This window comes from Bacillus sp. KNSH39, from assembly GCF_052656585.1.
The window spans coordinates 2,788,972-2,813,931 of record NZ_JBQXYO010000001.1; the positions used below are offsets into that span (position 1 = coordinate 2,788,972).

Consider the following 24,960-nt stretch of genomic DNA (forward strand, 5'->3'; position numbering starts at 1 on the left):
TGACGTCTTTTCACACATAGAATGCAATAAAAATACAAGCCAGCTTTACCCTTAGCTTGTACGTCCCGTTTTGATATTAAAAACGATTCTTCTGCCAGTTTTTAACCCGATATATTTTACCACAAAAAAGAGGGATGTGCGACTTTTTTCGCTATCCCTCCCCATTTCACTGTTTTTTCGTAATGTATTTTTGCTTTAATGCATTATGCTCTTCTAATGTTTTCGCATAATACACTTCACCACTTGGTGCAGCTAAGAAATAATAATAATCTGTTTGCGCAGGTTCTAACGCAGCTTCCACTGAATGTTTACCAGAGTTTGCGATCGGCCCTACCGGCAACCCTTTTACAACATACGTATTATACGGTGAGTTGACCTTTAAATCTTCGTATAATACACGTTGTTTATGCTTTCCAAGTGCATATAATACCGTTGGATCCGTTTGAAGTGGCATACCTTTTGTTAAACGATTATAAAAGACACTAGAGATCTTTTGACGATCTGTAAAACCAGTTGCCTCTTCTTCAATAAGTGAAGATAATGTTAAAAGCTGATGAACATCCCAATTCTTCGCTTTCATTTTCGCCTCATTTTGAACAATGATTGCATTTGTTTTCTCAAGCATTGGAATTACAATTGCTTCTAACGTCGTATCTTTCTTATAAAACGAATACGTTGCAGGATATAAATAACCTTCTAATGGGTATTTAATATTACTATCAAAGATTTTATCTGTTAATAACTTCGGATACTTTTGCTGCATTTTTTGAATAAATGCTTTATCGTTTAATTGACGCGTAACATCATCTTTATTCCACTTTAGTTCTGTCGCAATCGTTTCTGCAATTTCAGTTACTTGCGCCCCTTCTTTAATCGTCACTTTATAAAGAGCTGGACGATGCACGTTGCCAGATGACATTTGTTCGATCACATCTTCAGCATTCATTGAAGGATTTAATAAATATGTACCTGCTTGTAAACTTTTCGATTTAGCCTTTGTATAAAAACTAAAAACTGTACCGTTTTTTACAGCGCCTTTTTCTTCTAAAATTTCTCCAATTTTACTTGTAGATGATCCTTTCGGAATTTCTACTTCAATCTCTTTTTTATTCCCGCTATCAACTGGTCCTAATGCGGATGAAATATACGCATAGACTGAACCACAAACTAAAAGCAGTGCAATAATCGAAAATAAAAAGATGCGTCTACGCTTCTTTTTCACTTGATTCTCTATCAAAACATTTCCTCCTTACTTAATTGTAGACCGTATGTACACCTTTCTATACAGCACGATGTAAAAACGCAACAAATTCACTTATCTTTTTTAATTGATACTTTATTTTTCTACAATCCGTCTCATTATACTACAAAGACTTACACAGTTTCGACAAAAAATCTTTCATTTTACATATAAATACAAAAAAAAGATGGACTGTATGTCGTCCATCTTTTCAGTACTTATTATTCAGCTTCTTGCTCATCAGCAATAGTGTTAAATGTTTCTTGTACCATTTCCCACTCTTCTTCTGATTCGATTGGAAGTAAAACTCCGCCCTCTTCTTCATTTTGCTCATAAGCCATTGCATCATAAATTGGGTCTCCATCTTCATCTACTTCACCGATTGGAGAGAAGATTACGTATGATTTTTTACCAAATTTGTCAGCATCAAAAGTGAAAATAATTTCACATAAATGTTCGTTACCTTTTTCGTCTACAATTGTAATTTGACGTTCTTCCATTTTGGTCACCTCTTATTTTCTATCTAAAAATCCTTGTAAGATTACGACTGCAGCCATCTTATCGATTACTTGTTTTCGCTTCTTACGACTTACATCAGCTGAAATGAGTAGACGTTCCGCTGCCATTGTTGACAAACGCTCGTCCCACATTACAACGTCTAATTGTAACAGCTCTCGTAGGTTTTCTGCAAATTGTTGGCACGCTTCACCACGTGGGCCAATTGTACCATTCATATTTTTAGGTAAACCTACTACTATTTTGTCCACATTGTACTGCTTTACTAACTCAGAAATACGATCAAAACCAAAGTGACCTCGTTCTTCGTTAATCTTAATTGTTTCTAATCCTTGTGCTGTCCAGCCCATCTCGTCGCTAATTGCAACTCCGACTGTTTTTGTACCTACATCTAAACCTAATATCCGCATAAACTACTCCTCACGATGATGTTTCAAGTAAGACTTCACAAGCTCTTCAATTAACTCATCACGTTCAAGCTTGCGAATGATGCTACGTGCATCTTTATGGCGAGGTATGTATGCTGGGTCTCCACTTAATAAATAACCGACGATTTGGTTAATCGGATTATAGCCTTTTTCTTGAAGTGCATCATACACAGTTAAAAGTACATCATTTACATGGACACTCTGTTTTTCATCTTGAATGCTAAACTTCATTGTTTTATCAAAACCGTCCATTTCAAGCACCTCACTTATATAGTAAGTATAGGGAGAAGAACTTCTCCTCTCCCTACCATTGTACACTACTATCTCTTTATTTTGAAACAGATTTAACGTACTCTTGTACAAATGCTAAAGCTTCTTCGACTTGAGCTGGGTTTTTACCGCCTGCTTGTGCCATATCAGGACGGCCACCACCGCCACCGCCGCAACGAGAAGCTACTTCTTTCACAAGTTTACCAGCATGGTAACCTTGGCTAATTAAGTCTTTCGTTACACCCGCTAGGATGTTTACTTTATCGTCATTAACAGACGCTAATACAACAACTGCTGACTCTAATTTATTTTTCAGATCATCCATCATCGTACGTAAGTTGTTCATATCTGCAACATTTACTTTCGCTGCTAATACATTCACACCATCAACTGTCATTACAGAATCAGTTAAGTTTCCAGCTTCGATATTGCTTAATTTCGCAGCAAGAGATTCATTTTCTTTTTGCAGTTGTTTCACTTCAGCAAATAGACCATCAACTCTTGTTAAAATATCTTTCGGATTTGTTTTCATTTTTCCTGCTGCTTCTTTTAATAAACCTACTTGATCATTCATTAATTCGTATGCAGACTTACCAGTTACTGCTTCAATACGACGAGTTCCTGCACCAATACCAGACTCAGCAACGATTTTGAAAATACCGATAGAAGCTGTATTATCAACGTGACAACCACCACAAAGCTCTAAGCTGTAATCGCCAACTTGTACAACGCGTACAACATCTCCGTATTTTTCACCGAATAATGCCATTGCGCCCATTTCTTTCGCTTCTTCGATTGCTTTTTGAGAAATCTCAACATCAATACTTTCCCAAATTTTTTCGTTTACCATACGCTCAATTTTTTCTAATTCGTCAGCTTGTACTTGACCGAAGTGAGAGAAGTCAAAACGTAGACGTTCAGAAGTTACAAGAGAACCTGCTTGGTTAACGTGTGTTCCAAGTACGTCTTTTAATGCTTGGTGTAGTAAGTGAGTTGCTGTATGATTTTTTACAACGCTACTACGGTTTTTCGTATCGATAATAGCTTTTACAGCCGCATCTTTCGTTAATGTACCTTCTTCAACAACAACTTTATGCAAGTTTTGGCCGTTTGGTGCTTTTTGTACGTCTTTTACAAGAACTTTCACACCATCTGCAAGAAGGTAACCACGGTCTGCAATTTGTCCACCACTCTCAGCATAGAATGGTGTTACATCAAGAATTAACTGTCCTTCTTCACCAGCTTGTAAGCTGTCTGTGTATTCGCCGTTTTTCACAAGTGCAACAACGTTACTTTCTGTTGCAACTGTACCGTAACCAACGAATTCGCTCGCTACTTTAATTTCTCCAAGGACACCACCTTGAACTTGCATAGAATCAACGTCTTGACGAGCAGCACGTGCACGCTCACGTTGTTTTTCCATTTCATTTTCAAAACCTTCATGATCAACTGTCATGCCAGCTTCTTCTGCATATTCTTCTGTTAATTCAATTGGGAAACCGTATGTGTCATATAGACGGAACGCATCTACTCCAGAAATAACAGTTGTTTTTTCTTCTTTTGCTTTTGCAATTACTTCAGCTAAAATCGCTTCACCATCATGAAGTGTTTCATGGAAACGCTCTTCTTCGTTCTTCACAACTTTCGCAATGAAATCTTTCTTTTCAAGTACTTCTGGATAGAAGTCTTTCATTACTTCTCCAACAACCGGTACTAATTCAAACATAAATGGACGGTTGATGTTTAATTTCTTCGAATAACGAACAGCGCGGCGTAATAAACGACGTAATACATAACCACGGCCTTCGTTAGATGGAAGAGCACCGTCACCAACAGCGAATGTTACTGTACGGATATGGTCAGCAATTACTTTGAATGCCATATCTTTTTCTAAATCGCCATTACGATATTTTTCACCAGAAATTGTTTCTGTTGCACCAATCATCGGCATGAATAGGTCTGTATCAAAGTTCGTAGGTACATCTTGAACGATAGATGTCATACGCTCTAGACCCATCCCTGTATCAATGTTTTTCTTAGGAAGTGGTGTATATGAACCGTCTGGATTATGGTTAAATTGAGAGAATACAAGGTTCCATACTTCTAAGTAACGCTCGTTTTCTCCGCCTGGATATAATTCTGGGTCACTAAAGTCATTACCGTAAGCTTCTCCGCGGTCATAGAAAATCTCTGTATTCGGTCCACTTGGCCCTTCACCGATATCCCAGAAGTTTTCTTCTAAGCGGATAATACGCTCTTTTGGAACGCCCATTTTCTCATTCCAAATTGTGAATGCTTCTTCATCTTCTGGATGGATTGTAACTGATAGTAATTCTTTATCGAATCCGATCCATTTGTCGCTCGTTAAGAATTCCCAAGCCCATGTAATTGCTTCTTCTTTGAAGTAATCACCAATTGAGAAGTTTCCTAACATTTCAAAGAATGTATGGTGACGAGCTGTTTTCCCTACGTTTTCAATATCGTTTGTACGAATTGATTTTTGAGCATTTGTAATACGTGGATTTTGTGGGATTACACGTCCATCAAAATATTTTTTTAATGTAGCTACACCACTATTAATCCATAGAAGAGATGGATCTTCATGTGGAACTAGTGATGCACTAGGTTCTACTGCATGTCCTTTTTCTTGGAAAAAGTCTAAAAACATTTGACGAATTTGTGCGCCTGTTAGTTGTTTCATTGTATTTTCCTCCTTAAATATAAAAAACTCCCGTCCCTATAAAAGGGACGAGAGTTAACTCGCGATACCACCCTAATTATGAATTGATTACAATAACAATCAATTCATCACCTCATGGTGCCGTAACGTGGCAAGACGGCAGTGATTAGCTGCTCTCAGGATTAGCTTTCTGTTACCCTTCATTTAAAGCTTCTTTCAGCCATATGGAAGCTTCTCTCTATAAATGGACTGTAACGTACTTGTTCCGTCATTGATTTAATGTATTATATGACTAAATATAATAGAATTCTCTTAAGTTTGTCAATGTAGATAATCATTTATATTGTATTAATTGCTTATTTATCATAGGTATTCTACTATTCATTCTTAACAGCCTTTTCATATATTATGCGTTTATTAACAAATCGGAATCTCCTTATAAGAATGATTTATAAAAATTTCTAAATATTACTTTTTTTGCTACAATTAAATTATTGTTAATAAAATAAAGGAGCGATCACAATGACAACCTTACTTAGCAAAACTAAAAACATATTAGCGACTGACGAAACGATATTATTTTACGCAGCATGTTCATTAGACATATTTATTTATCGTTCCGTCGCAAGGCCAGGATTGCTAATTTTAACGAACAAAAGACTATTCTTTTATGGGCCAGATGTAAGTAAGAATCCAATATTTGAAGAGTACTCTTTCGCAAAAATTTCTAATCTAAAAGAACAAAAGCGTCTTTTCAACAATCAAATTATATTTATGTATGATAACGAATGGAAAAAAATAAAACATATTCAAACAAATGATGTGAGCTCCCTCATTCAAAAAATACACGAGCAACTTTCTAAATAAATATATGATTAGCCCTCTATTTCTTACATAGAGGGCTTCTATACTTACACATCTTCTTTTTTCAAGAGCGGTCTCACATGAACAATGACAGTGCGAATAACTGCTAAAATCGGAACCGATATTAGCAATCCTACAATCCCAGCTACCTCTCCCCCAACTAGTAAGGCAAGCATAATAATAACGGGATGCATACGAAGTGACTTACCAACGATGTAAGGCGATAAAATGTTACTCTCCACAAATTGCAAAATCGCAATCGTGATCCCCGCCTTAATAAGTAAACTCGTTGATACTGTTGCTGCAATCATTAACGTCGGGATCGCTCCTAAAATAGGACCGAAGTATGGGATTATATCCGTTACCCCAATAATAATGCCAAGCAATAATGGATATTTCATACCGATAAACCAAAAAGAAAGAGCTGATACTCCCCCTAATACTAAACAAACAAATAACTGTCCTCGAATATAGCTTCCAAGTGACTTATCAATTTCTTTCGCAAGCATTTGCCCCGTACCTCGCCATTTACTTGGGACTAGTTTCCAAAAGATATGATAAAACTCACCATAATCTTTTAATATGTAAAATACAATGAACGGTATTAAGAAAATAATGAGCAATGAATCGAGTACACCACGAGCTGTACTCATCACTTTATTTAAAAGCGCTTGAATCTTCGTTTCCACACCCACAAAAAGTTGTTTCACCTTTTCATGAATGAACGAAGGGAAATTCGCTGTTTGTTCTGTAACGCCATCCATCCACGAATCGTACATCTTTGTAAACTGGGGAAATTGTTCATTAATCTCTTGTAACTGTTTAATAACGACTGGTGTTCCTTTATAAATCCCATAACCAATTCCGCCAAAGAAAAGGATATAAATGAGCAAAATGGCAAGTGTACGGGGCATCCCTTCCTTATGAATTTTTTCAATTAAAGGGTGCAATAAATACGCAATAAAACACGCGATAAGAAACGGCGTGATTGCTACTTTAAATACAAAAATAATCGGTGCCCATAGCGGCTTAATTTTTAAAAAGACGAGCAGACAAAGAAAAACAAGTAACAATAATCCTAAACGATATATCCAAATGATTTTAAGATTCTTCACATGAAAAACCTCCTCCACCTTTATTTTGAAAATAAATGGGGTAGGTTATGTGCGAAACTTTTAAAATCTTTTCATACGGACCATACTGTTTTTTAAAGACGTACATATAAATAACATAACAAGGACAACCACCCCTGAGAATACAGCATGAATTAATATAATCAGGAGGGCTAATTATGGTTTTGTTTATGCTTGGATTATCAGCACTTTTTATGATTCTTGAATGGATTTGTATCGGGTTCGGTATTTGGAAGGGGTTCTTTATTCATTCCTCACGTAAAGAAAAAGCGAAGCAATTATGGCAGTATGGAATACTTGGCGTTGGCTGCTACGGTCTATCTTATCTTTTCTCAGAGATCGGACTTTTTTATTTGCATATGGGTGCATAAAAAAACTCCCTTGTCTACAAGGGAGTTTTTCAATTTATCGAAATGATTATAAGTAAGACTTAATCATCTTACGTGCTTTTTTCATATTGCGTTTTGAAAATACATCTTGTTTACGAGCATATTGATATGCTGCAGCTCCAACACCTAATGCGATTAATGAATTGCGTAGATTCAAAGTAAATCCCCCTTTTCGTTATCCGATCGTTCTTTCATTCTCATCAAATAAATCATCAAGAGAGCTTAATGAACCATCTTCCTCAACTTGATGTGTATGGATTTTCCCCTTTGAAACCGATAATTCGATATAACAATTCCAGCAATAAAATTGGTTGACACCTATTTTTCCAATGTCTTTCCCTTTGCAATTTGGACAAATGAACATATGGCTTTCATCTCCTTACAGTCTCCCAGATTCTATTCGCCATTATGTCCAAACTGCATTCATTTATACATTACTGGAGCCTTTCAACGCTATGCGTTTGAAAGTTTCACTATATAATTTCACCTTGTTACATGAAATCATACGGTGAAATGTTTTCCACGTCCATTTCCTCGCCATTAACTGTGACCATCTGTACTTCTCCTTGTGATTCTTGCAAGCGACTAGCTAAAGTTGTTTGACGCATTGCATCATCAAGGCGATTTACACCAGATTGGAAAGCTGCTTCCTCCCCGCAAATAATAAGGAACTTCTTACTTCTTGTAATACCCGTGTAAATTAAATTACGACGTAACATACGGTTGTAACTTTTCACGATTGGCATAATAACAATCGGAAATTCACTACCTTGTGATTTATGAATGGAACAACAATATGCATGCGTAATTTGATTTAAATCGGGCTTCGTATACGTTACCTCAATTCCATCAAATGAAACGATAATCATATCTTGTTGCTCAACGTTTTCTTTTGCATAAAACACCGAAACAATTTCCCCAATATCACCATTAAACACTTGGCTCTCCGGCTGATTCACGAGTTGCAGTACTTTATCACCTCTTCGGTACACAACATCACCGTAAGCAATTTCTTTACTCTTTTCCCTCTTCGGATTAAATACTTGTTGCAGCGCTTCGTTTAATACATTAATACCAGCAGGCCCGCGGTACATCGGTGCTAATACTTGAACATCCCTTGCACTAAAGCCTTTTGTTTTAGCATTTTCGCAAACTTTTTTCACAACCTCAACAATTTGAGCCCCTGTACAGCTGATAAACGAACGATCTTTTTTGTTTTGCGCTAAATCTGGTGGTAGAGTTCCATTTTTTATCGCATGGGCAAGTTGAATCACTGATGAGCCTTCCGCTTGACGATAAATTTCAGTAAGCTTCACTGTCGGAACTGCGCCTGCATTTAATAAATCTTTTAATACTTGTCCAGGTCCTACAGATGGCAACTGATCTTCATCACCTACAACGATAACTTGAATATTCGTCGGCAACGACTTAAATAGCTGATTTGCAAGCCAAATATCAACCATTGAAAATTCATCGATAATAAGGAGCTTACCTTGGACAGGATCCGTTTCATTACGCTGGAAAGATCCTTCTGGCGTCCAACCAAGTAAACGGTGAATTGTGCAAGCTGGAAGTCCTGTCGATTCACTCATCCGCTTAGCTGCTCTTCCTGTTGGAGCTGTTAATAGTATTGGAAATGGATTATCATCACTGTATTCATTCGGATTTAACGATAATCCGTGAAGTGACGCATACATTTCAACAATCCCTTTAATAACTGTTGTTTTCCCTGTTCCTGGTCCACCTGTCAATAACATCATCGGTTTATGAAGTGCCGTTTGAATTGCTTCTTGCTGAAACGGTGCATATTGTACGTTCAGTTGTTCTTCAATTTCACCTAACGTTTTTAACACTTCCGCTTCTGGAAATGAAGGTGTTTCTTCTTGATTCATAAGCCTGCGAATAGACTTTACAACACCTTTTTCAGAGTAGAATAACGTCGCTAAATACACTCGTTCTTCTTCTATGATGACTTTCCCTTCACTTTGCATCGTTTCAATACAACCTATAATATCTTCCTCAGTCACTCTTCCTTCTTGATTGTTTAAAAGTGACATCGTTTCTCTTACAAGTTGATCTTTCCTCATATAAACATGACCAAGTTGTAATGAGACATTCTCTAATGTGTAAAAACATCCCGCTCGTACACGGTCGTCATGATTACCCGATATCCCTAACGCACGCCCTATATCATCCGCTCTTCCAAAACCAATCCCGTCCACTTCTTCAATAAGTTGATACGGATTATTACGAATCACTTCTAATGTCATCTCTTTATATTGCTGGTAAATCTTAATAGAAAGTTTCGTTCCAAAACCGTAGCCATTTAAAAAGCTCATTACTTTCTCTAATCCTTGATGTTCAACAATTGTCTCATATATTTCCTGAGCCTTTTGTTTATTAACAACACCATTTAACGCCTCAGGGTCATCCATAATTTTAGAAATAGCATGTTCTCCGAGATGGTCCACAATTTTTTCAGCTGTACGTTTTCCTATCCCTTTAAATAAATCACTCGCTAAATATTGCACCATACCTGCTTTTGTTTGCGGCAATTCTTTTTTAAATGTTTCAACCATATATTGTTTTCCATACTTTGGATGGTCCTTAAAATGACCTGTCAATGTAAACACTTCATCTTCATGCATGCGGGGAAAATGACCGTTTATCATTACTTTCTTTTCGTCATACGTTTCATTCGTTTCAATGACTTTCATACTGACAACGGAATAGAGGTTTTCTTCGTTGTGGAAAATGGTATGAAGAACTTGCGCTTTTATAAACTTTTTTTCTTCCTCAAACAAATCCATTGCATGTTGATTTCCCATCTTTCCTCTCCTTTCCGATATTTTCACTTTAATGAGCAGTACATCCCCCACCTTTTTAGATGAGGGATAACTACCCATTAAACTATATTTTTATCTTATTCAGCTTCTTGCTCTAATAAACGAACGCCATTACCCGCTAAAAAGTGATCTGGCTGAATTTCAGTTGCTTTCTTAAATAAAGCGAGAGCCTTCTCATTATTTTCCTCAAATACGTACGCAACACCTAAATTGTAATACGCATCTGCATGCTCTTCATCCATTTCTAATACCTTTTCAAAATAAGGTTTCGCCTCTTGAACATGTTCTAATCGCGCGAAGCAAAGTCCGCACTGGAATACAGCTTCTACATCGTTTTCATCTAATTCTGTTGCTCTTTGTAAGAATGGTAGTGCAAGACGATCATTTCCAAGCTGTACATGTGTGATACCTAACATAAATGTTACATCAGCTGATTGTAATCCAGCTTGCATTGCTTGTTCAAATACAGCTTTCGCCTCAGTAAATTGCTCTTGGCCATAATATACATTTCCTAAACCATAATAGGCAGCTGCAGATTTATCATCTAACTCTAGTGCGCGTTTATAAAATAAAATCGCTCGCTCGCTATCACCTAATACGTCTAATAAATTTGCAAAATTAATGTATCCAAGCGCATCTTTCGGATTTTCTTCGATTGCTTCTGTAAAATTTTTAGCTGCTTCTTCCCAGTTTCCTTCTTGCATATATTGAATACCTGTTTCAAGTTTGTTTGACATGTCCTTCACCTCTACAACAAATTATAACAAAGAATGTATTTTCCAAGCGAACGAAAATTCGCTTTATGTAAAAGAAACCTCTAACCGCTAATCGGCAGAGGCTTCTCGTTTATCCTAAATAATCCAATTTCTTACCACTACGGTATACTTCATCAATTGTAGCACCGCCTAAGCACTCATCTCCATCATAGAAAACGACTGCTTGTCCTGGTGTAATTGCACGAATTGGCTCATCACAAAGAATACGAACTGTATTTTCATCAACGATTTGAACCGTTACTTTATTGTCTTCTTGACGATAACGGAATTTCGCCGTGCACTTAAATTCGGTTTCTTTTTCTTTGTTACTTACCCATCCTACATTCGTAGCAATAACTTCATCACCATATAGAAGTTCGTTATGGAATCCTTGATCAACATATAAAATGTTTTCTTTTAGATTTTTCCCAACAGCAAACCATGGATCACCATTACCACCAATTCCAAGGCCATGACGTTGTCCAATTGTATAATACATTAAACCGTCATGCTTCCCTTTCACTTCACCAGATAATGTTTGCATTACACCTGGTTGTGCCGGTAAGTAGTTACTTAAGAAATCTTTAAAGTTACGCTCACCAATGAAGCAAATACCTGTACTATCTTTTTTCGCCGCTGTCGCTAAGCCAGCTTCTTTCGCCATTTCACGAATTTGCGGTTTCTTTAATTCACCTAACGGGAACATTGTTTTTGATAATTGCTCTTGGCTTAATTGATTTAAGAAATATGTTTGATCTTTATTGTCATCAACGCCGCGAAGCATTTTATATTCGCCGTCCATATAAGCAACGCGTGCATAATGGCCTGTTGCCACATAATCTGCACCAAGCGCAATTGCATGCTCTAAAAATGCTTTAAATTTAATTTCTTTATTACACATTACATCTGGGTTTGGTGTACGACCAGCTCGATACTCATCTAAGAAGTACGTAAATACTTTATCCCAGTATTGTTTTTCAAAGTTTACTGCATAATACGGAATACCAATTTGGTTACACACTTCAATTACATCATTGTAATCTTCTGTTGCTGTGCAGACACCATTCTCATCTGTATCATCCCAGTTTTTCATAAAAATTCCGATTACATCATAACCTTGCTCTTTTAATAAAAGTGCTGCTACAGATGAATCGACGCCACCGGACATTCCGATGACAACGCGTGTTTCGTGAGGTAGTTTGTTCATCATGTCACCTCCCATGCTAATTTTGTGTTAATCGCTTCACGATTTTCACTGTTTCGTACGCCGCTTTTTCAATTTGCTCTTTCGTATTTCCAAGTCCAAAACTAAAGCGTACGGATGAACGTATTTGATCGGAGTCTTTTCCAAACATCGCTACTAATACATGTGATGGATCAATCGAACCAGCTGTACAAGCAGAACCGCTTGATACTGCAATGCCAGCAAGGTCTAAGTTCACAAGAAATGGTTCAATGTTCATTCCTGTAAAACTTACATTAAGTACATGCGGTAAGCGATGTTCTAAGTTTCCGTTTACCTCGAAAGTAATGCCTTCATTTTTGAAGACAGATACCATTATATCTTTAAACTCTTCATATTGGGCATTTTTTTGCTCACGAGTTTTTTCAGCTATAAGAATTGCATGCTGAAGCCCAGCAATACTAGGCACATTTTCCGTACCAGCACGGCGTTTTCTTTCTTGCTCTCCGCCTATTAATAACGGTTCAAATTTCACATTTGCACCAGCGTATAAGAACCCTACACCTTTTGGCCCATTAATTTTATGAGCTGAAATTGATAATAAATCAATTCCAAACTCTTTCACATTAATTTCTACTAAACCGTAAGCTTGTACCGCATCTGTATGGAAATAAGCTTGATGATCTTTTAGCAACTTTCCTATTTCCACAATTGGTTGCATTGTCCCTACTTCATTATTCCCAAACATAACAGATACAAGAATCGTCTCTTCTGTTAATGCCTTTTGTATGTCAGAAACTTGAATAAGCCCTGTTTCATCGACAGGTAAATATGTCACTTCAAACCCTTCACGCTCTAACAATTCGCACGTATGCAAAATCGCATGATGTTCAATTTGCGTCGTTATTATGTGGTTACCTTTATGACGGTTCGCACGTGCTACACCGATAAGCGCTAAATTATCAGCTTCTGTACCACCGCTCGTAAATATAACTTCATTCGGATTCGCATGAATGCTGCGTGCACACACTCGTCTCGCCTCATCTACTGCATGGCGAGTTTGACGTCCATAAAAGTGAATACTAGACGGGTTCCCGAATATTTCTGTCATATATGGAATCATCTTTTCGACCACTTCTGGGTGAGTCGGAGATGTCGCAGCATGATCTAAGTAAATGCGTTCCATTAAATCTCCTTCTTTCCAAATCGTTTCACAAGGAATTAAATGTAAAACATATAGCCCCCGTGATTTTCTTCCTCATAACGTACTAAATCTTCTAACGTTGTACTATCTAACACTTCTTGCACCGCATCACGAACACGCATCCATAACTGGCGCTGTGCTGGCTCTTCTTCTTCTATCATTTCTACAACACTAATCGGTCCCTCTAATACACGGATTACATCCCCAGCTGTAATGTTAGCCGGTTGATCAGATAATACATATCCGCCGTATGCCCCGCGCGTACTCTTTACAAGACGAGCGTTACGAAGTGGTGAAATTAATTGCTCTAAGTAATGCTCGGATAAGTCATGCGCCTGCGCAATTGATTTTAATGAAATCGGACCTTCACCAAACTTTTTTGCAAGATCAATCATAATTGTTAAGCCATAGCGGCCTTTTGTTGAAATCTTCATCTATTTTGCACCTCTTTTCAAATTTTCACTTCTATTGGTTATATCTTATTTATAAAAAGAACACAATTTAAAATCCTATGAAATTATAGCATAATATAGTATTATAAGAAATTTCAACTTGTGTATCAAAATGATAACATAAAATCACATTGAAAAACTCGGAAATTATTACAATTGAAAGAAAAATGAAAATATTAACCTTCATTTTTCCCATAAAACAGCATCCTATTTCAAATTCCGTAGAAAAAAATGATACGATAGAACGAGATTATATATTAAGGGAGACGGTCCAAATGAAACAACCACTCGCACATCGAATGCGCCCTACAAATATTCAAGAAATTATTGGGCAACAACATTTAGTTGGTGAAGGAAAGATTTTATGGCGAATGGTCCAAGCCAATCATTTTCAATCTATGATTTTATACGGTCCTCCAGGTACAGGAAAAACATCCATTGCCAGTGCAATTGCAGGAAGTACCGGTACCCCGTTTCGTCTATTGAACGCTGTTACTCACAATAAAAAAGATATGGAAGTTGTCGTACAAGAAGCGAAGATGCATCGACACCTCGTTTTAATTTTAGATGAAGTTCACCGTCTAGATAAAGCAAAGCAAGACTTTCTATTACCTCACTTAGAAAGCGGACTTCTTACTTTAATTGGTGCTACGACAAGTAATCCATTCCATGCAATAAACTCCGCTATTCGAAGCAGGTGTCAAATTTTCGAATTACACGCACTAACAGAAGAAGATATTTTAATTGGGTTAAAAAGAGCTTTAGAAGATAAAGAAAAAGGGCTTGGAGAATATGCAGTAACGGTAACAGATGAAGCACTACATCACTTTGCAAACGCCTCTGGTGGTGATATGCGTTCCGCTTATAACGCACTTGAGCTTGCTGTATTATCTAGCTTTACTACAGACGATCAAGCGGCTGAAATCACACTCGAGATTGCAGAAGAATGCTTACAAAAGAAGAGCTTCGTCCACGACAAAGGCGGCGATGCTCATTATGATGTATTATCAGCATTTCAAAAATCAGTGCGCGGAAGTGATGTAAATGCAGCACTCCATTATTTAGCACGCCTTATTGAAGCAGGTGATTTACAAAGCATTGGCAGACGCCTTCTTATTATGGCTTATGAAGATATTGGACTTGCTAGCCCACAAGCTGGACCACGTACACTAGCTGCAATTGAATCAGCTGAACGAGTTGGATTCCCAGAAGCACGCATCCCACTTGCAAATGCCGTTATCGAGCTATGCTTATCACCAAAATCAAATTCAGCTTATAAAGCACTTGATGCTGCATTACACGATTTACGCAACGGTCAAACAGGTGACATTCCAAGCCATTTAAAAGATAGTCATTACAAAGGCGCAGAATCACTTGGAAGAGGCATTGGATATTTATATCCGCACGACCATCCAAACGGCTGGGTAAGGCAACAATACTTACCTGATAAAATAAAAAGCAAGCAATATTATAAACCGAAAACGACAGGAAAATTTGAGCAAGCACTTTCTACTGTTTATGAAAGATTACAAACTTCGAATAAAACGAAAAATAAAGGGTAACATAAACGAAAACGTCACCATTATGGAGGCTTCGCTTATGAAAACACGTCAAGATGCATGGACAAAAGAAGATGATCTCCTTTTAGCAGAAACTGTTTTGCGACATATTCGCAGCGGAAGTACACAAATAAAAGCGTTTGATGAAGTTGGCGACGCTTTAAACCGCACTTCCGCAGCTTGTGGTTTTAGATGGAATGCTGAAGTAAGACCGAATTACGAAGATGCGGTGCAGCTTGCAAAAAAACAACGTAAAGAATTAAAACGTTCTGAAGCTAATATAGAAAAAGATCGGTTCACGAAAACGAAACAACTCGTAATTGACGCCGATTTTTCAGAAGATATTACGCCAAGTAAACAAGATCTTACAATGCAAAATGTCATTTCATTTTTACAAAATTTAGAACATAACAATCCTTCACTTGCAAAGTTGCAAACTGAAAATGATGTATTACAAGCTCAACTCACCTCTCTGCAAAAAACGAATCATGAACTTGAAACGAAATTAGCGGTACTCACAAAAAAACAACAAGCAATCGAAGAAGATTACGCGATGCTTGTTCGAATTATGGATCGTGCTCGAAAACTTGTTTCAGTCGAAGAGCAAGAAGAGCAAATTGCCCCGATTTTCAAAACCGATCAAAATGGGAATTTAGATATTATTTATTCTGCAGAGAATTAAAAACAGGGATGTCACTTTTTTAACTGAGTGACATCCCTGTTTGTTTTCGGTGAACCATATATAGATATCGATAAATGAAATTATATTAACGGTTTTTCGAATATATCTATCACAACTTGCAATATATCAACGATTTTTCAAATATATCTATCACAACTTGCAATATATCAACGATTTTTCAAATATATCTATCACAACTTGCAATATATCAACGATTTTTCAAATATATCTATCACAACTTGCAATATATCAACGATTTTTCAAATATATCTATCACAACTTACAATATATCAACGATTCAATAAAGGATATCGATTTAACGACAAAGATTGACAATAACATTCCTCCTTGTCATACAAGGAAACTCCTAAAACGCATTGGATATTTTTTACTAAAATGTTATTATAAACATATACCTTTAAAGGGAGATGGTTGCTATTTCATTAATAATCTTCAAAATAACTCTTGGCCTTCTCGTCCTAACTTTAGCTCTTTTCACCATTAACAGTCTAAAAAAGACATCCGCCTATAAATCAGATAAATATGATTATTGCTTACTAACCTTACTTACATTTGAACTAGTAGTGATGCAAATATTCATATTTCTTTAATACATATAAAAAAGCATATATCCAAAATGGATATATGCTTTTCTTTTATTCTTGCCCTACACGTTTCACTTCTACGTTTTTAATGCGTTCACGTACAACGTGACTTGCCATAATTAAGCCTGCCACAGATGGTACGAATGCATTTGATGAAGGCGGTAATTTCGCCTTACGAATTTTTGCATTCTCGTCTGGTACAATTTCTTTACGTACTTCTTCACGAATTACGATTGGGTTTTCGTCAGAGAAGACAACTTTTACACCTTTTTTAATACCCTCTTTACGAAGCTTCGTACGAATGACTTTCGCAATTGGATCTGTATGTGTTTTAGAGATGTCCGCAATACGGAAACGAGTTGGGTCCATTTTATTCGCTGCACCCATACTTGAGATAATTTTAATTTTACGACGTAAACATTGTTTAATTAAATGAATTTTGAACGTAATCGTATCAGATGCATCCACTACAAAGTCTAAACCGTACTTAAAGAACTCTTCATATGTTTCATCTGTATAAAACATTTCTAGTCCAATTACTTCACACTCTGGGTTAATGTCCGCGATACGCTCTTTCATTAATTCTACTTTTGAACGTCCTACAGTAGATACTAAAGCGTGAATTTGACGGTTTACGTTTGTAATATCTACAACGTCTTTATCAACTAATACGAGACGTCCTACGCCAGAACGTGCTAACGCTTCAGCTGCAAAAGAACCTACACCGCCAATTCCTAAAATACCGACTGTACTATTTTTTAATATTTCAAGTCCTTCTTTACCGAAGGCTAATTCATTACGTGAAAATTGATGTAACATTCAGCTCTACACTCCTATTACAAAAATGGTCTACCATGTATTCTAGCGTTTTTCCGACTATTTGTATAGAAAAAGTTATAGAATTCCTAAAAATACATATTTCGAGAATGAAAACATAGACCAGAATTTTATTTCTTCCTAAATACACGTTTAAAAAAGAGGATTTAGAGAACCGAGCAGATCAAGGCGCTGAAACCAGGAGGAGCGCAGTGTAGAAACACTACTCGAGCACCGGACTGGCGAAGCAACGATGGGATGCGACAGTTATCTGAACCAGACTTTTTAAACTTCCTTTCAATACACGTTTAAAAAAAGAGGATTTAGAGAACCGAGCAGATCGAGGCGCTAAAGCCAGGAGGAGCGCAGTGTAGAAACACTACTCGAGCACCGGACTGGCGAAGCAACGATGAGATGCGACAGTTATCTGAACCAGACTTTTTAAACTTCCTTTCAATACACGTTTAAAAAAGAGGATTTAGAGAACCGAGCGGATCGAGGTGCTGAAGCCAGGAGGAGCGCAGTGTAGAAACACTACTCGAGCACCGGACTGGCGAAGCAACGATGGGATGCGACAGTTATCTGAACCAGACTTTTTAAACTTCCTTTCAATACACGTTTAAAAAGGAGGATTTAGAGAACCGAGCAGATCGAGGCGCTAAAGCCAGGAGGAGCGCAGTGTAGAAACACTACTCGAGCACCGGACTGGCGAAGCAACGATGAGATGCGACAGTTATCTGAACCGGACTTTTTAAACAACCTCTCAAAAAAAGTCTAGACGGTTATAGTATAACCATCTAGACCCTATTCTTACTTCTCTTCTTTCAAGCTTAATTTTAAGTTCAGTTCTTCAAGCTGCGCTTCTGCAACTGGGCTTGGAGCTTCTGTTAATAAGCAGCTTGCGCTTGCTGTTTTCGGGAATGCAATTGTATCACGAAGGTTCGTACGGCCTGCAAGTAACATAACAAGGCGATCTAAACCTAATGCGATTCCGCCGTGTGGTGGTGTACCGTATTCGAATGCTTCTAATAAGAATCCGAATTGCTCTTGCGCTTCTTCTTGTGAGAATCCAAGTGCTTTGAACATTTTTTCTTGTACGTCACGCTCGTAAATACGAAGTGATCCACCACCAAGCTCATAACCGTTTAATACAAGGTCATATGCTTGTGCACGTGCTTTTTCTGGTGCTGTTTCTAGTAACTCAACGTCTTCACGGAATGGCATTGTGAATGGGTGGTGAGCTGCGAAGTAACGATCTGCATCTTCATCGTACTCAAGTAGTGGCCAATCAGTTACCCATAGGAAGTTAAATTTACTTTCATCAATTAACTCAAGCTCTTTACCTAGACGTAAACGAAGTGCGCCTAAGCTATCTGCAACAACGCTCTTCTTATCTGCTACGAATAGTAATAAGTCGCCAGCAGTAGCTTCTAATGTGCTCATTAACACATTTGCATCTTCTTCACCGAAGAATTTCGCAATCGGTCCTTTTAGGCCGTCTTCTTCAACTTTAAGCCAAGCTAGACCTTTTGCACCGTATACTTTCACGAATTCAGTTAATGCATCGATGTCTTTACGAGAATATTTACTTGCAGCACCTTTTGCATTAATTGCTTTTACTTGTCCGCCGCTTTCTACAGCACTTGTAAATACTTTAAAGCCACAATCTGCTGCAAACTCAGATAAGTCTGTTAGTTCCATTTCAAAGCGTGTATCTGGCTTATCAGAACCGTAGCGAGCCATTGCATCAGCATATTTCATACGAGGGAATGGTGCACTCACTTCTACACCTTTTGCATCCTTCATAACTTTCGTCATCATACGCTCCATCATATCTAAAATTTCATCTTGTGTTAAGAATGAAGCTTCGATATCGATTTGCGTGAATTCTGGTTGACGATCCGCACGTAAATCTTCATCACGGAAACAACGTGCTACTTGATAGTAACGCTCAAATCCGCCGACCATAAGAAGCTGTTTAAATAACTGTGGTGACTGTGGTAATGCATAGAATTCACCATCATGTACACGACTTGGCACTAAATAGTCACGAGCTCCTTCTGGCGTGCTTTTCGTTAAAATTGGTGTTTCTACTTCTAAGAACTCTTCTGTATCTAAGAAGTTACGAATTGTTTTTGTTACATCGTGACGCATTTTGAATGTGTTGAACATTACAGGACGACGTAAGTCTAAATAACGATATTTTAAACGCACATCTTCTGATGCATCTGTATCATCAGCAATGATAATTGGCGTTGTTTTCGCTGCATTTAGTACATTTACTTTTGTTGCTTGTACTTCAATACGACCAGTTGCCATATTGTCATTAATTGCGCCTTCACCACGTTCAACAACTGTACCTTCTACGTGTAATACGTATTCGCTACGAATTGTTTCTGCTACTTCTAACGCTTCTTTTGATGTTTCTGGGTTAAATACAACTTGTACGATACCTGTACGGTCACGTAAATCGATAAAGATTAATCCACCTAAGTCACGGCGTTTTTGTACCCAACCTTTTAATTGAACTGTTTGTCCAACAGCTTCTACTGTTACTTTTCCACATGCATGTGTTCTTTCAGCCACTGTAAGTTCCCCCTATATTAATTTCTCTGCTACGTATGAAGCAAATACATCTAACGCTACTTCTTCTTGTTCACCTGTTGCCATATCTTTTAAGTTAATGATACCTTTATCTAGCTCATCTTCTCCTAATACAGCTACAAATTTCGCCTTTAGACGATCTGCTGATTTAAATTGTGCTTTCATTTTGCGATCTAAATAATCTTTTTCAACTGACAATCCAGCTTTACGAAGATCGAACGCAACTTTTGCAGCATGGTCTTTCGCTTTTTCGCCAAGCGCTACAACGTAACAATCAATGCTATGTTCAAGTGGTAATTCAATGTTTTCAGCTTTTAGCGCCATAATTAAACGTTCAATACTCATTGCAAAACCGATACCTGGCATTTCTGGTCCACCGATTTCTTGTACAAGTCCGTTATAACGGCCACCACCGCTTAATGTAGTGATCGCACCGAAACCTTCTGCCTCACTCATAATTTCAAAAACAGTGTGTTGATAGTAGTCTAAACCACGCACTAAGTTCGGATCTTTTTCAAATGGAACATCCATCATCGTTAATAGTTCTTGAACTTTGTCATAGTATACTGCTGAATCTTCGTTTAAGTATTCTGTAATAGATGGTGCTGTTCCCATTAATTCATGGTTACGGTCTTTCTTACAGTCTAAAATTCGAAGTGGGTTCTTTTCTAAGCGAGATTGACAGTCAGAACAGAATTCGCCGATACGTGGCTCAAAGTGTGCGATTAATGCATCACGGTGTGCTTGACGGCTCGCTGCGTCACCTAAACTGTTTAATACAACTTTAATATTTTTTAAGCCCATGCCGCGGTAAAATTCAACAGCAAGTGCAATTACTTCTGCATCAATTGCAGGGTCATTACTGCCGATTGCTTCGATACCGAATTGTACGAATTGACGATAGCGACCTGCTTGTGGTCTTTCATAACGGAACATTTGACCGATATAGTATAATTTCGTTGGTTGTGTCGCATCACCAAACATTTTATTTTCAACGTAAGAACGTACAACAGGTGCAGTACCTTCTGGACGTAATGTTAAGCTACGCTCTCCACGATCTTGGAATGAGTACATTTCTTTTTGTACGATATCTGTCGTATCACCAACACCGCGTAAAAATAGCTCAGTGTGTTCAAAAATTGGTGTACGAATTTCTTTATAATTGTAACGACGGCAAATTTCGCGTGCTTGCCCTTCGATATACTGCCATAACTCAACAGTGCCTGGAAGAATATCTTGCGTTCCGCGTGGGATTTGAATAGACATATTCAGTTCCTCCTCAAATTGTTTTAATCTTAATAAAAATAAAAAAACTCCCGCCTCTACTGTTTAAACAGTAGGGACGAGAGTATTATACCCGTGGTGCCACCCTAATTGAAGCACGTATGCTTCCACTTTTTTAATAACGCTTAAATATGCGTTCATCCCTACTAAGCATATATGCCGTTCAAGTTGAAACCTCTAGAGTGTCATTCAATCAGTCATCATGCAGAAATGTTTTCAGCCTAAGACATTCCTTCTCTTTCCATGTGTGTCTCATTTACTCTTCTCTATCAACGGTTATATTCATATGTAAATATAAAATTACTATACGTTTGTTAAGTAGGATTGTCAAGTGCTCTAAGAACGTTCAATCTGCTTCTTTAAACGCTTTACATCTTGAAGAGAAATCCCAAACTCCGAAGCAAGCTCCATTGAAGTATTGTTTTGCTCTTTTGAAATAAAATCATGAAAATTCACGTTAAACAGTTGATTTGCACCATTTGTAACAGAATGCCCTTTTTCATTCATACGCATACGTATATCCCTCACATTCAATATGGATGTTTTACTTTTTATTGTTCCATATTGATGAGAGAGTTATACATAATCGAAACTGCTATTGATTCCAAATAAATGAACAAAACATACAACAATGTATAAAAAAGAGAGGATTATATAACCCTCTCTTTTTTATGAACACTATTTACTTTCTACAATTAAGGTCACCGGACCATCATTGATTAAAGAAACGTCCATCATTGCTCCAAACTTCCCTGTTTCCACATGTAATCCTTGTTTACGAACTTCTTCATTAAAGAAATCGTATAAACGCTCTGCATAATCAGGTTTCGCAGCATCCATAAAGTTTGGACGTCTGCCCTTGCGGCAATCTCCGTATAATGTGAATTGCGAAATAGATAGAACTTGTCCTTCTACATCAAGTACAGAATGATTCATCTTTCCGCTCTCATCTTCAAAAATACGTAAGTTTGCAATTTTTTCCGCAATGTAAGTTGCATCTTTTTCTGTATCTTCGTGCGTAATGCCAACTAGTAATGTTAAACCGAACGGAATTTGTCCTACGATCTCACCGTCTACTGTGACAGACGCTTTCTTTGATCGTTGTAAAACAACTCTCATCTTTCTACACTCCCTATTAATGCATCATGCGTCGTACTGCATAAATTTCTGGAACGCGTTTAATGCGTTCTACTACTTTTTTCAAGTGTTGTAAGTTACGAATCGAGATTGACATATTAATTGTTGCCATCTTATTACGGTCACTTCTACCAGAAACAGCTGAAATGTATGTTTTCGTCTCTGTAACAGCTTGCAGTACTTCATTTAATAAACCGCGGCGATCGTAACCTGAAATTTCAATATCAACGTTATACTCAATTTCTTTTTCAGGGCTACCTTCCCACTCTACCTCTAATAATCGTTCTACAGCTTCTTCTGTATGAACATTTACACAATCACGGCGGTGAATTGATACACCTCGGCCTTTCGTAATATACCCAACGATATCATCGCCCGGAACTGGGTTACAGCATTTCGATAAACGGATTAATAAATTATCAGCACCGCTTACCTTTACACCAGAATCCCATTTTCGAATTTTCATCGGTTTACGGACTTCTTTAACTTCAACAATTTCTTCTTCTTCGCGTTGTTTGCGGAACTTGTCCGTTAGTCGCGTAACAATTTGCGAAGCTGTAATTCCGCTATATCCAACTGCTGCAAACATATCTTCTTCATTTGCAAAGTTAAATTTCTCAGCGACGCGTTTTAAGTTATCCGGCGCCAATACTTCTTTCATCTCATACTCTAGACCACGTACTTCCTTTTCAACAAGTTCACGGCCTTTTTCAATATTTTCGTCTCTACGTTGTTTCTTAAAGAATTGACGAATTTTATTTTTCGCATGAGATGTTTGAGCAAGTTTTACCCAATCCTGGCTTGGGCCATATGAATGTTTCGACGTTAAAATTTCAATGATGTCGCCTGTTTTTAATTTATAATCCAGCGTCACCATTTTCCCATTTACTTTTGCACCAATTGTTTTATTCCCAATTTCCGAATGGACACGATATGCGAAATCAATCGGAACAGATCCAAGTGGTAATTCCATTACATCGCCTTTCGGTGTAAAGACGAATACCATGTCAGAGAATAAATCAATTTTTAATGACTCCATAAATTCTTCTGCATTAGAAGCTTCATTTTGCCATTCTAATATTTGACGGAACCATGTGAGTTTCTTCTCTAATGTACCTGTTGTTTCTGCTGTTTTTCCTTCTTTGTATGCCCAGTGTGCCGCGATCCCAAATTCTGCAATTTCGTGCATTTCTTTCGTACGAATTTGCACTTCAAGTGGATCACCTTTCGGTCCAATTACAGTCGTATGAAGAGATTGATATAGATTTGCTTTTGGCATTGCAATATAATCTTTAAAACGACCTGGCATCGGCTTCCAGCACGTATGAATAATTCCAAGCACCGCATAACAATCTTTAATACTATTTACAACGACACGTACAGCTAATAAATCATAAATTTCATTGAACTGCTTATTTTGCAGTGCCATTTTACGATAAATACTGTAAATATGTTTCGGTCTTCCAGAAATCTCAGGTTGAATTGCAACTTCTTTTAATTTCTCACGAATACCAGTCATTACTTCGTCTAAATATTCTTCACGTTCTGCACGTTTACGCTTCATTAAATTTACAATACGATAATATTGTTGTGGATTTAAATAGCGAAGTGACGTATCCTCTAGCTCCCATTTAATAGTACTAATTCCGAGTCTATGTGCCAAAGGTGCAAAGATTTCTAACGTTTCATTCGCTATGCGACGCTGCTTCTCTTGAGGCAAATGTTTCAATGTACGCATGTTATGAAGACGATCAGCTAGTTTAATTAAAATAACTCGAATATCTTGAGCCATTGCAATAAACATTTTGCGATGGTTTTCTGCTTGTTGTTGTTCGTGAGATTTATATTTGATCTTCCCAAGCTTTGTAACGCCATCAACAAGCATAGCAATTTCTTTGTTAAATTCCCGTTCAATATCTTCTAACGTAATCTCTGTATCTTCCACTACATCATGTAAGAAACCTGCTGATACCGTAGCTGGATCCATGTGTAAATCAACTAAAATACCTGCAACTTGAATCGGATGAATAATATACGGTTCACCCGATTTTCTATATTGTTCGCTATGCGCATCACGTGCATATTCATAGGCACGTGCCACTAGCTCAATATCTTCATCCGCTAAATATTGACTTGCTTTCTCGAGTACCTGTTCAGCTGTTAGTACCTGCTCATTTGCCATCGAATCACCTTTTATTGAAAATTGACTTTATCTTTATTTAATAGAATAAATTATATTCTATCATTATAACCCAATGATTGTGAATTGTGAAAAGGAAAAGATTTTACTGACATTTCACCATAATTTTTTGT

Annotated in this window: 23 protein-coding genes and 2 other annotated features; of the genes, 4 read left to right on the plus strand and 19 right to left on the minus strand. The window is 37.4% G+C overall.

Going from position 1 to position 24,960, the window contains the following annotated elements:
* Positions 1–166 precede the first annotated feature (166 nt).
* From mltG to alaS, 5 genes are all read right to left on the minus strand, one after another.
* Positions 167–1,237, minus strand: a complete 1,071-nt coding sequence (gene mltG, locus ACUL40_RS14250; protein WP_000572134.1) for an endolytic transglycosylase MltG — start codon at positions 1,235–1,237, stop codon at positions 167–169.
* A 224-nt stretch (positions 1,238–1,461) separates the two neighbouring features.
* Positions 1,462–1,740, minus strand: a complete 279-nt coding sequence (locus tag ACUL40_RS14255) for a DUF1292 domain-containing protein (protein WP_000392730.1) — start codon at positions 1,738–1,740, stop codon at positions 1,462–1,464.
* 12 nt (positions 1,741–1,752) lie between these two features.
* Positions 1,753–2,166 carry a Holliday junction resolvase RuvX gene (gene ruvX, locus ACUL40_RS14260; RefSeq protein WP_001221192.1) on the minus strand — a complete coding sequence of 138 codons (414 nt, stop codon included), beginning with the start codon at positions 2,164–2,166 and terminating at the stop codon, positions 1,753–1,755.
* Between the two features lie 3 nt (positions 2,167–2,169).
* A complete protein-coding gene (locus ACUL40_RS14265; RefSeq protein WP_000348590.1) occupies positions 2,170–2,436 on the minus strand; it encodes an IreB family regulatory phosphoprotein in 267 nt (88 codons plus the stop codon).
* Positions 2,437–2,512: 76 nt separating this feature from the next.
* A complete protein-coding gene (alaS, locus tag ACUL40_RS14270; RefSeq protein WP_000811825.1) occupies positions 2,513–5,155 on the minus strand; it encodes an alanine--tRNA ligase in 2,643 nt (880 codons plus the stop codon).
* A 40-nt stretch (positions 5,156–5,195) separates the two neighbouring features.
* Positions 5,196–5,415: a binding site (T-box leader), on the minus strand.
* Positions 5,416–5,656: 241 nt separating this feature from the next.
* On the opposite strand from alaS, the gene ACUL40_RS14275 reads away from it, so the two are divergent.
* Positions 5,657–6,001, plus strand: coding sequence for a PH domain-containing protein (locus ACUL40_RS14275; RefSeq protein ID WP_065382168.1), 345 nt, complete (start codon positions 5,657–5,659; stop codon positions 5,999–6,001).
* A gap of 44 nt (positions 6,002–6,045) precedes the next feature.
* Here the strand turns inward: ACUL40_RS14275 and ACUL40_RS14280 are convergent, their stop codons facing one another.
* Positions 6,046–7,113 (minus strand): AI-2E family transporter, encoded by a 1,068-nt coding sequence (locus ACUL40_RS14280; protein WP_000793128.1) that lies wholly within the window; start codon positions 7,111–7,113, stop codon positions 6,046–6,048.
* A gap of 176 nt (positions 7,114–7,289) precedes the next feature.
* On the opposite strand from ACUL40_RS14280, the gene ACUL40_RS14285 reads away from it, so the two are divergent.
* Positions 7,290–7,502 (plus strand): hypothetical protein, encoded by a 213-nt coding sequence (locus ACUL40_RS14285; RefSeq protein ID WP_000242535.1) that lies wholly within the window; start codon positions 7,290–7,292, stop codon positions 7,500–7,502.
* A gap of 46 nt (positions 7,503–7,548) precedes the next feature.
* Here the strand turns inward: ACUL40_RS14285 and ACUL40_RS14290 are convergent, their stop codons facing one another.
* From ACUL40_RS14290 to cymR, 7 genes are all read right to left on the minus strand, one after another.
* Complete coding sequence (locus ACUL40_RS14290) at positions 7,549–7,677, minus strand: YrzQ family protein (protein WP_001053553.1); 129 nt, start codon at positions 7,675–7,677, stop codon at positions 7,549–7,551.
* Positions 7,678–7,695: 18 nt separating this feature from the next.
* Positions 7,696–7,884 carry a hypothetical protein gene (locus ACUL40_RS14295; protein ID WP_000469281.1) on the minus strand — a complete coding sequence of 63 codons (189 nt, stop codon included), beginning with the start codon at positions 7,882–7,884 and terminating at the stop codon, positions 7,696–7,698.
* 127 nt (positions 7,885–8,011) lie between these two features.
* On the minus strand, positions 8,012–10,348 hold the full coding sequence (recD2, locus tag ACUL40_RS14300) for an SF1B family DNA helicase RecD2 (RefSeq protein WP_000528082.1): 2,337 nt from the start codon (positions 10,346–10,348) through the stop codon (positions 8,012–8,014).
* A 95-nt stretch (positions 10,349–10,443) separates the two neighbouring features.
* Positions 10,444–11,103: a tetratricopeptide repeat protein gene (locus ACUL40_RS14305; RefSeq protein WP_000066409.1), complete on the minus strand. Its 660-nt coding sequence runs from the start codon at positions 11,101–11,103 to the stop codon at positions 10,444–10,446.
* A 109-nt stretch (positions 11,104–11,212) separates the two neighbouring features.
* Positions 11,213–12,328, minus strand: a complete 1,116-nt coding sequence (gene mnmA, locus ACUL40_RS14310) for a tRNA 2-thiouridine(34) synthase MnmA (protein WP_001038010.1) — start codon at positions 12,326–12,328, stop codon at positions 11,213–11,215.
* A gap of 16 nt (positions 12,329–12,344) precedes the next feature.
* Complete coding sequence (locus ACUL40_RS14315) at positions 12,345–13,490, minus strand: cysteine desulfurase family protein (protein ID WP_000439884.1); 1,146 nt, start codon at positions 13,488–13,490, stop codon at positions 12,345–12,347.
* A 35-nt stretch (positions 13,491–13,525) separates the two neighbouring features.
* Positions 13,526–13,942 (minus strand): cysteine metabolism transcriptional regulator CymR, encoded by a 417-nt coding sequence (cymR, locus tag ACUL40_RS14320; protein WP_000704116.1) that lies wholly within the window; start codon positions 13,940–13,942, stop codon positions 13,526–13,528.
* A gap of 293 nt (positions 13,943–14,235) precedes the next feature.
* Here cymR and ACUL40_RS14325 point away from each other — a divergent pair, with 293 nt between their 5' ends.
* Positions 14,236–15,522: a replication-associated recombination protein A gene (locus ACUL40_RS14325; RefSeq protein ID WP_000812943.1), complete on the plus strand. Its 1,287-nt coding sequence runs from the start codon at positions 14,236–14,238 to the stop codon at positions 15,520–15,522.
* A gap of 37 nt (positions 15,523–15,559) precedes the next feature.
* Complete coding sequence (locus ACUL40_RS14330) at positions 15,560–16,201, plus strand: RsfA family transcriptional regulator (protein ID WP_000857709.1); 642 nt, start codon at positions 15,560–15,562, stop codon at positions 16,199–16,201.
* A 656-nt stretch (positions 16,202–16,857) separates the two neighbouring features.
* Here the strand turns inward: ACUL40_RS14330 and ACUL40_RS14335 are convergent.
* The 6 genes from ACUL40_RS14335 to relA form a co-directional block, all read right to left on the minus strand.
* On the minus strand, positions 16,858–17,625 hold the full coding sequence (locus ACUL40_RS14335) for a tRNA threonylcarbamoyladenosine dehydratase (protein ID WP_000903179.1): 768 nt from the start codon (positions 17,623–17,625) through the stop codon (positions 16,858–16,860).
* Positions 17,626–18,432: 807 nt separating this feature from the next.
* On the minus strand, positions 18,433–20,208 hold the full coding sequence (gene aspS, locus ACUL40_RS14340) for an aspartate--tRNA ligase (protein ID WP_000840891.1): 1,776 nt from the start codon (positions 20,206–20,208) through the stop codon (positions 18,433–18,435).
* A gap of 12 nt (positions 20,209–20,220) precedes the next feature.
* Positions 20,221–21,492: a histidine--tRNA ligase gene (gene hisS, locus ACUL40_RS14345; RefSeq protein WP_000027084.1), complete on the minus strand. Its 1,272-nt coding sequence runs from the start codon at positions 21,490–21,492 to the stop codon at positions 20,221–20,223.
* A 69-nt stretch (positions 21,493–21,561) separates the two neighbouring features.
* Positions 21,562–21,792 (minus strand) — a binding site (T-box leader).
* 54 nt (positions 21,793–21,846) lie between these two features.
* Positions 21,847–22,023 (minus strand): hypothetical protein, encoded by a 177-nt coding sequence (locus ACUL40_RS14350; RefSeq protein WP_001242605.1) that lies wholly within the window; start codon positions 22,021–22,023, stop codon positions 21,847–21,849.
* A 165-nt stretch (positions 22,024–22,188) separates the two neighbouring features.
* A complete protein-coding gene (locus tag ACUL40_RS14355; RefSeq protein WP_001266965.1) occupies positions 22,189–22,629 on the minus strand; it encodes a D-tyrosyl-tRNA(Tyr) deacylase in 441 nt (146 codons plus the stop codon).
* A 16-nt stretch (positions 22,630–22,645) separates the two neighbouring features.
* Positions 22,646–24,829: a GTP diphosphokinase gene (relA, locus tag ACUL40_RS14360; RefSeq protein WP_001262795.1), complete on the minus strand. Its 2,184-nt coding sequence runs from the start codon at positions 24,827–24,829 to the stop codon at positions 22,646–22,648.
* Positions 24,830–24,960: the final 131 nt, after the last annotated feature.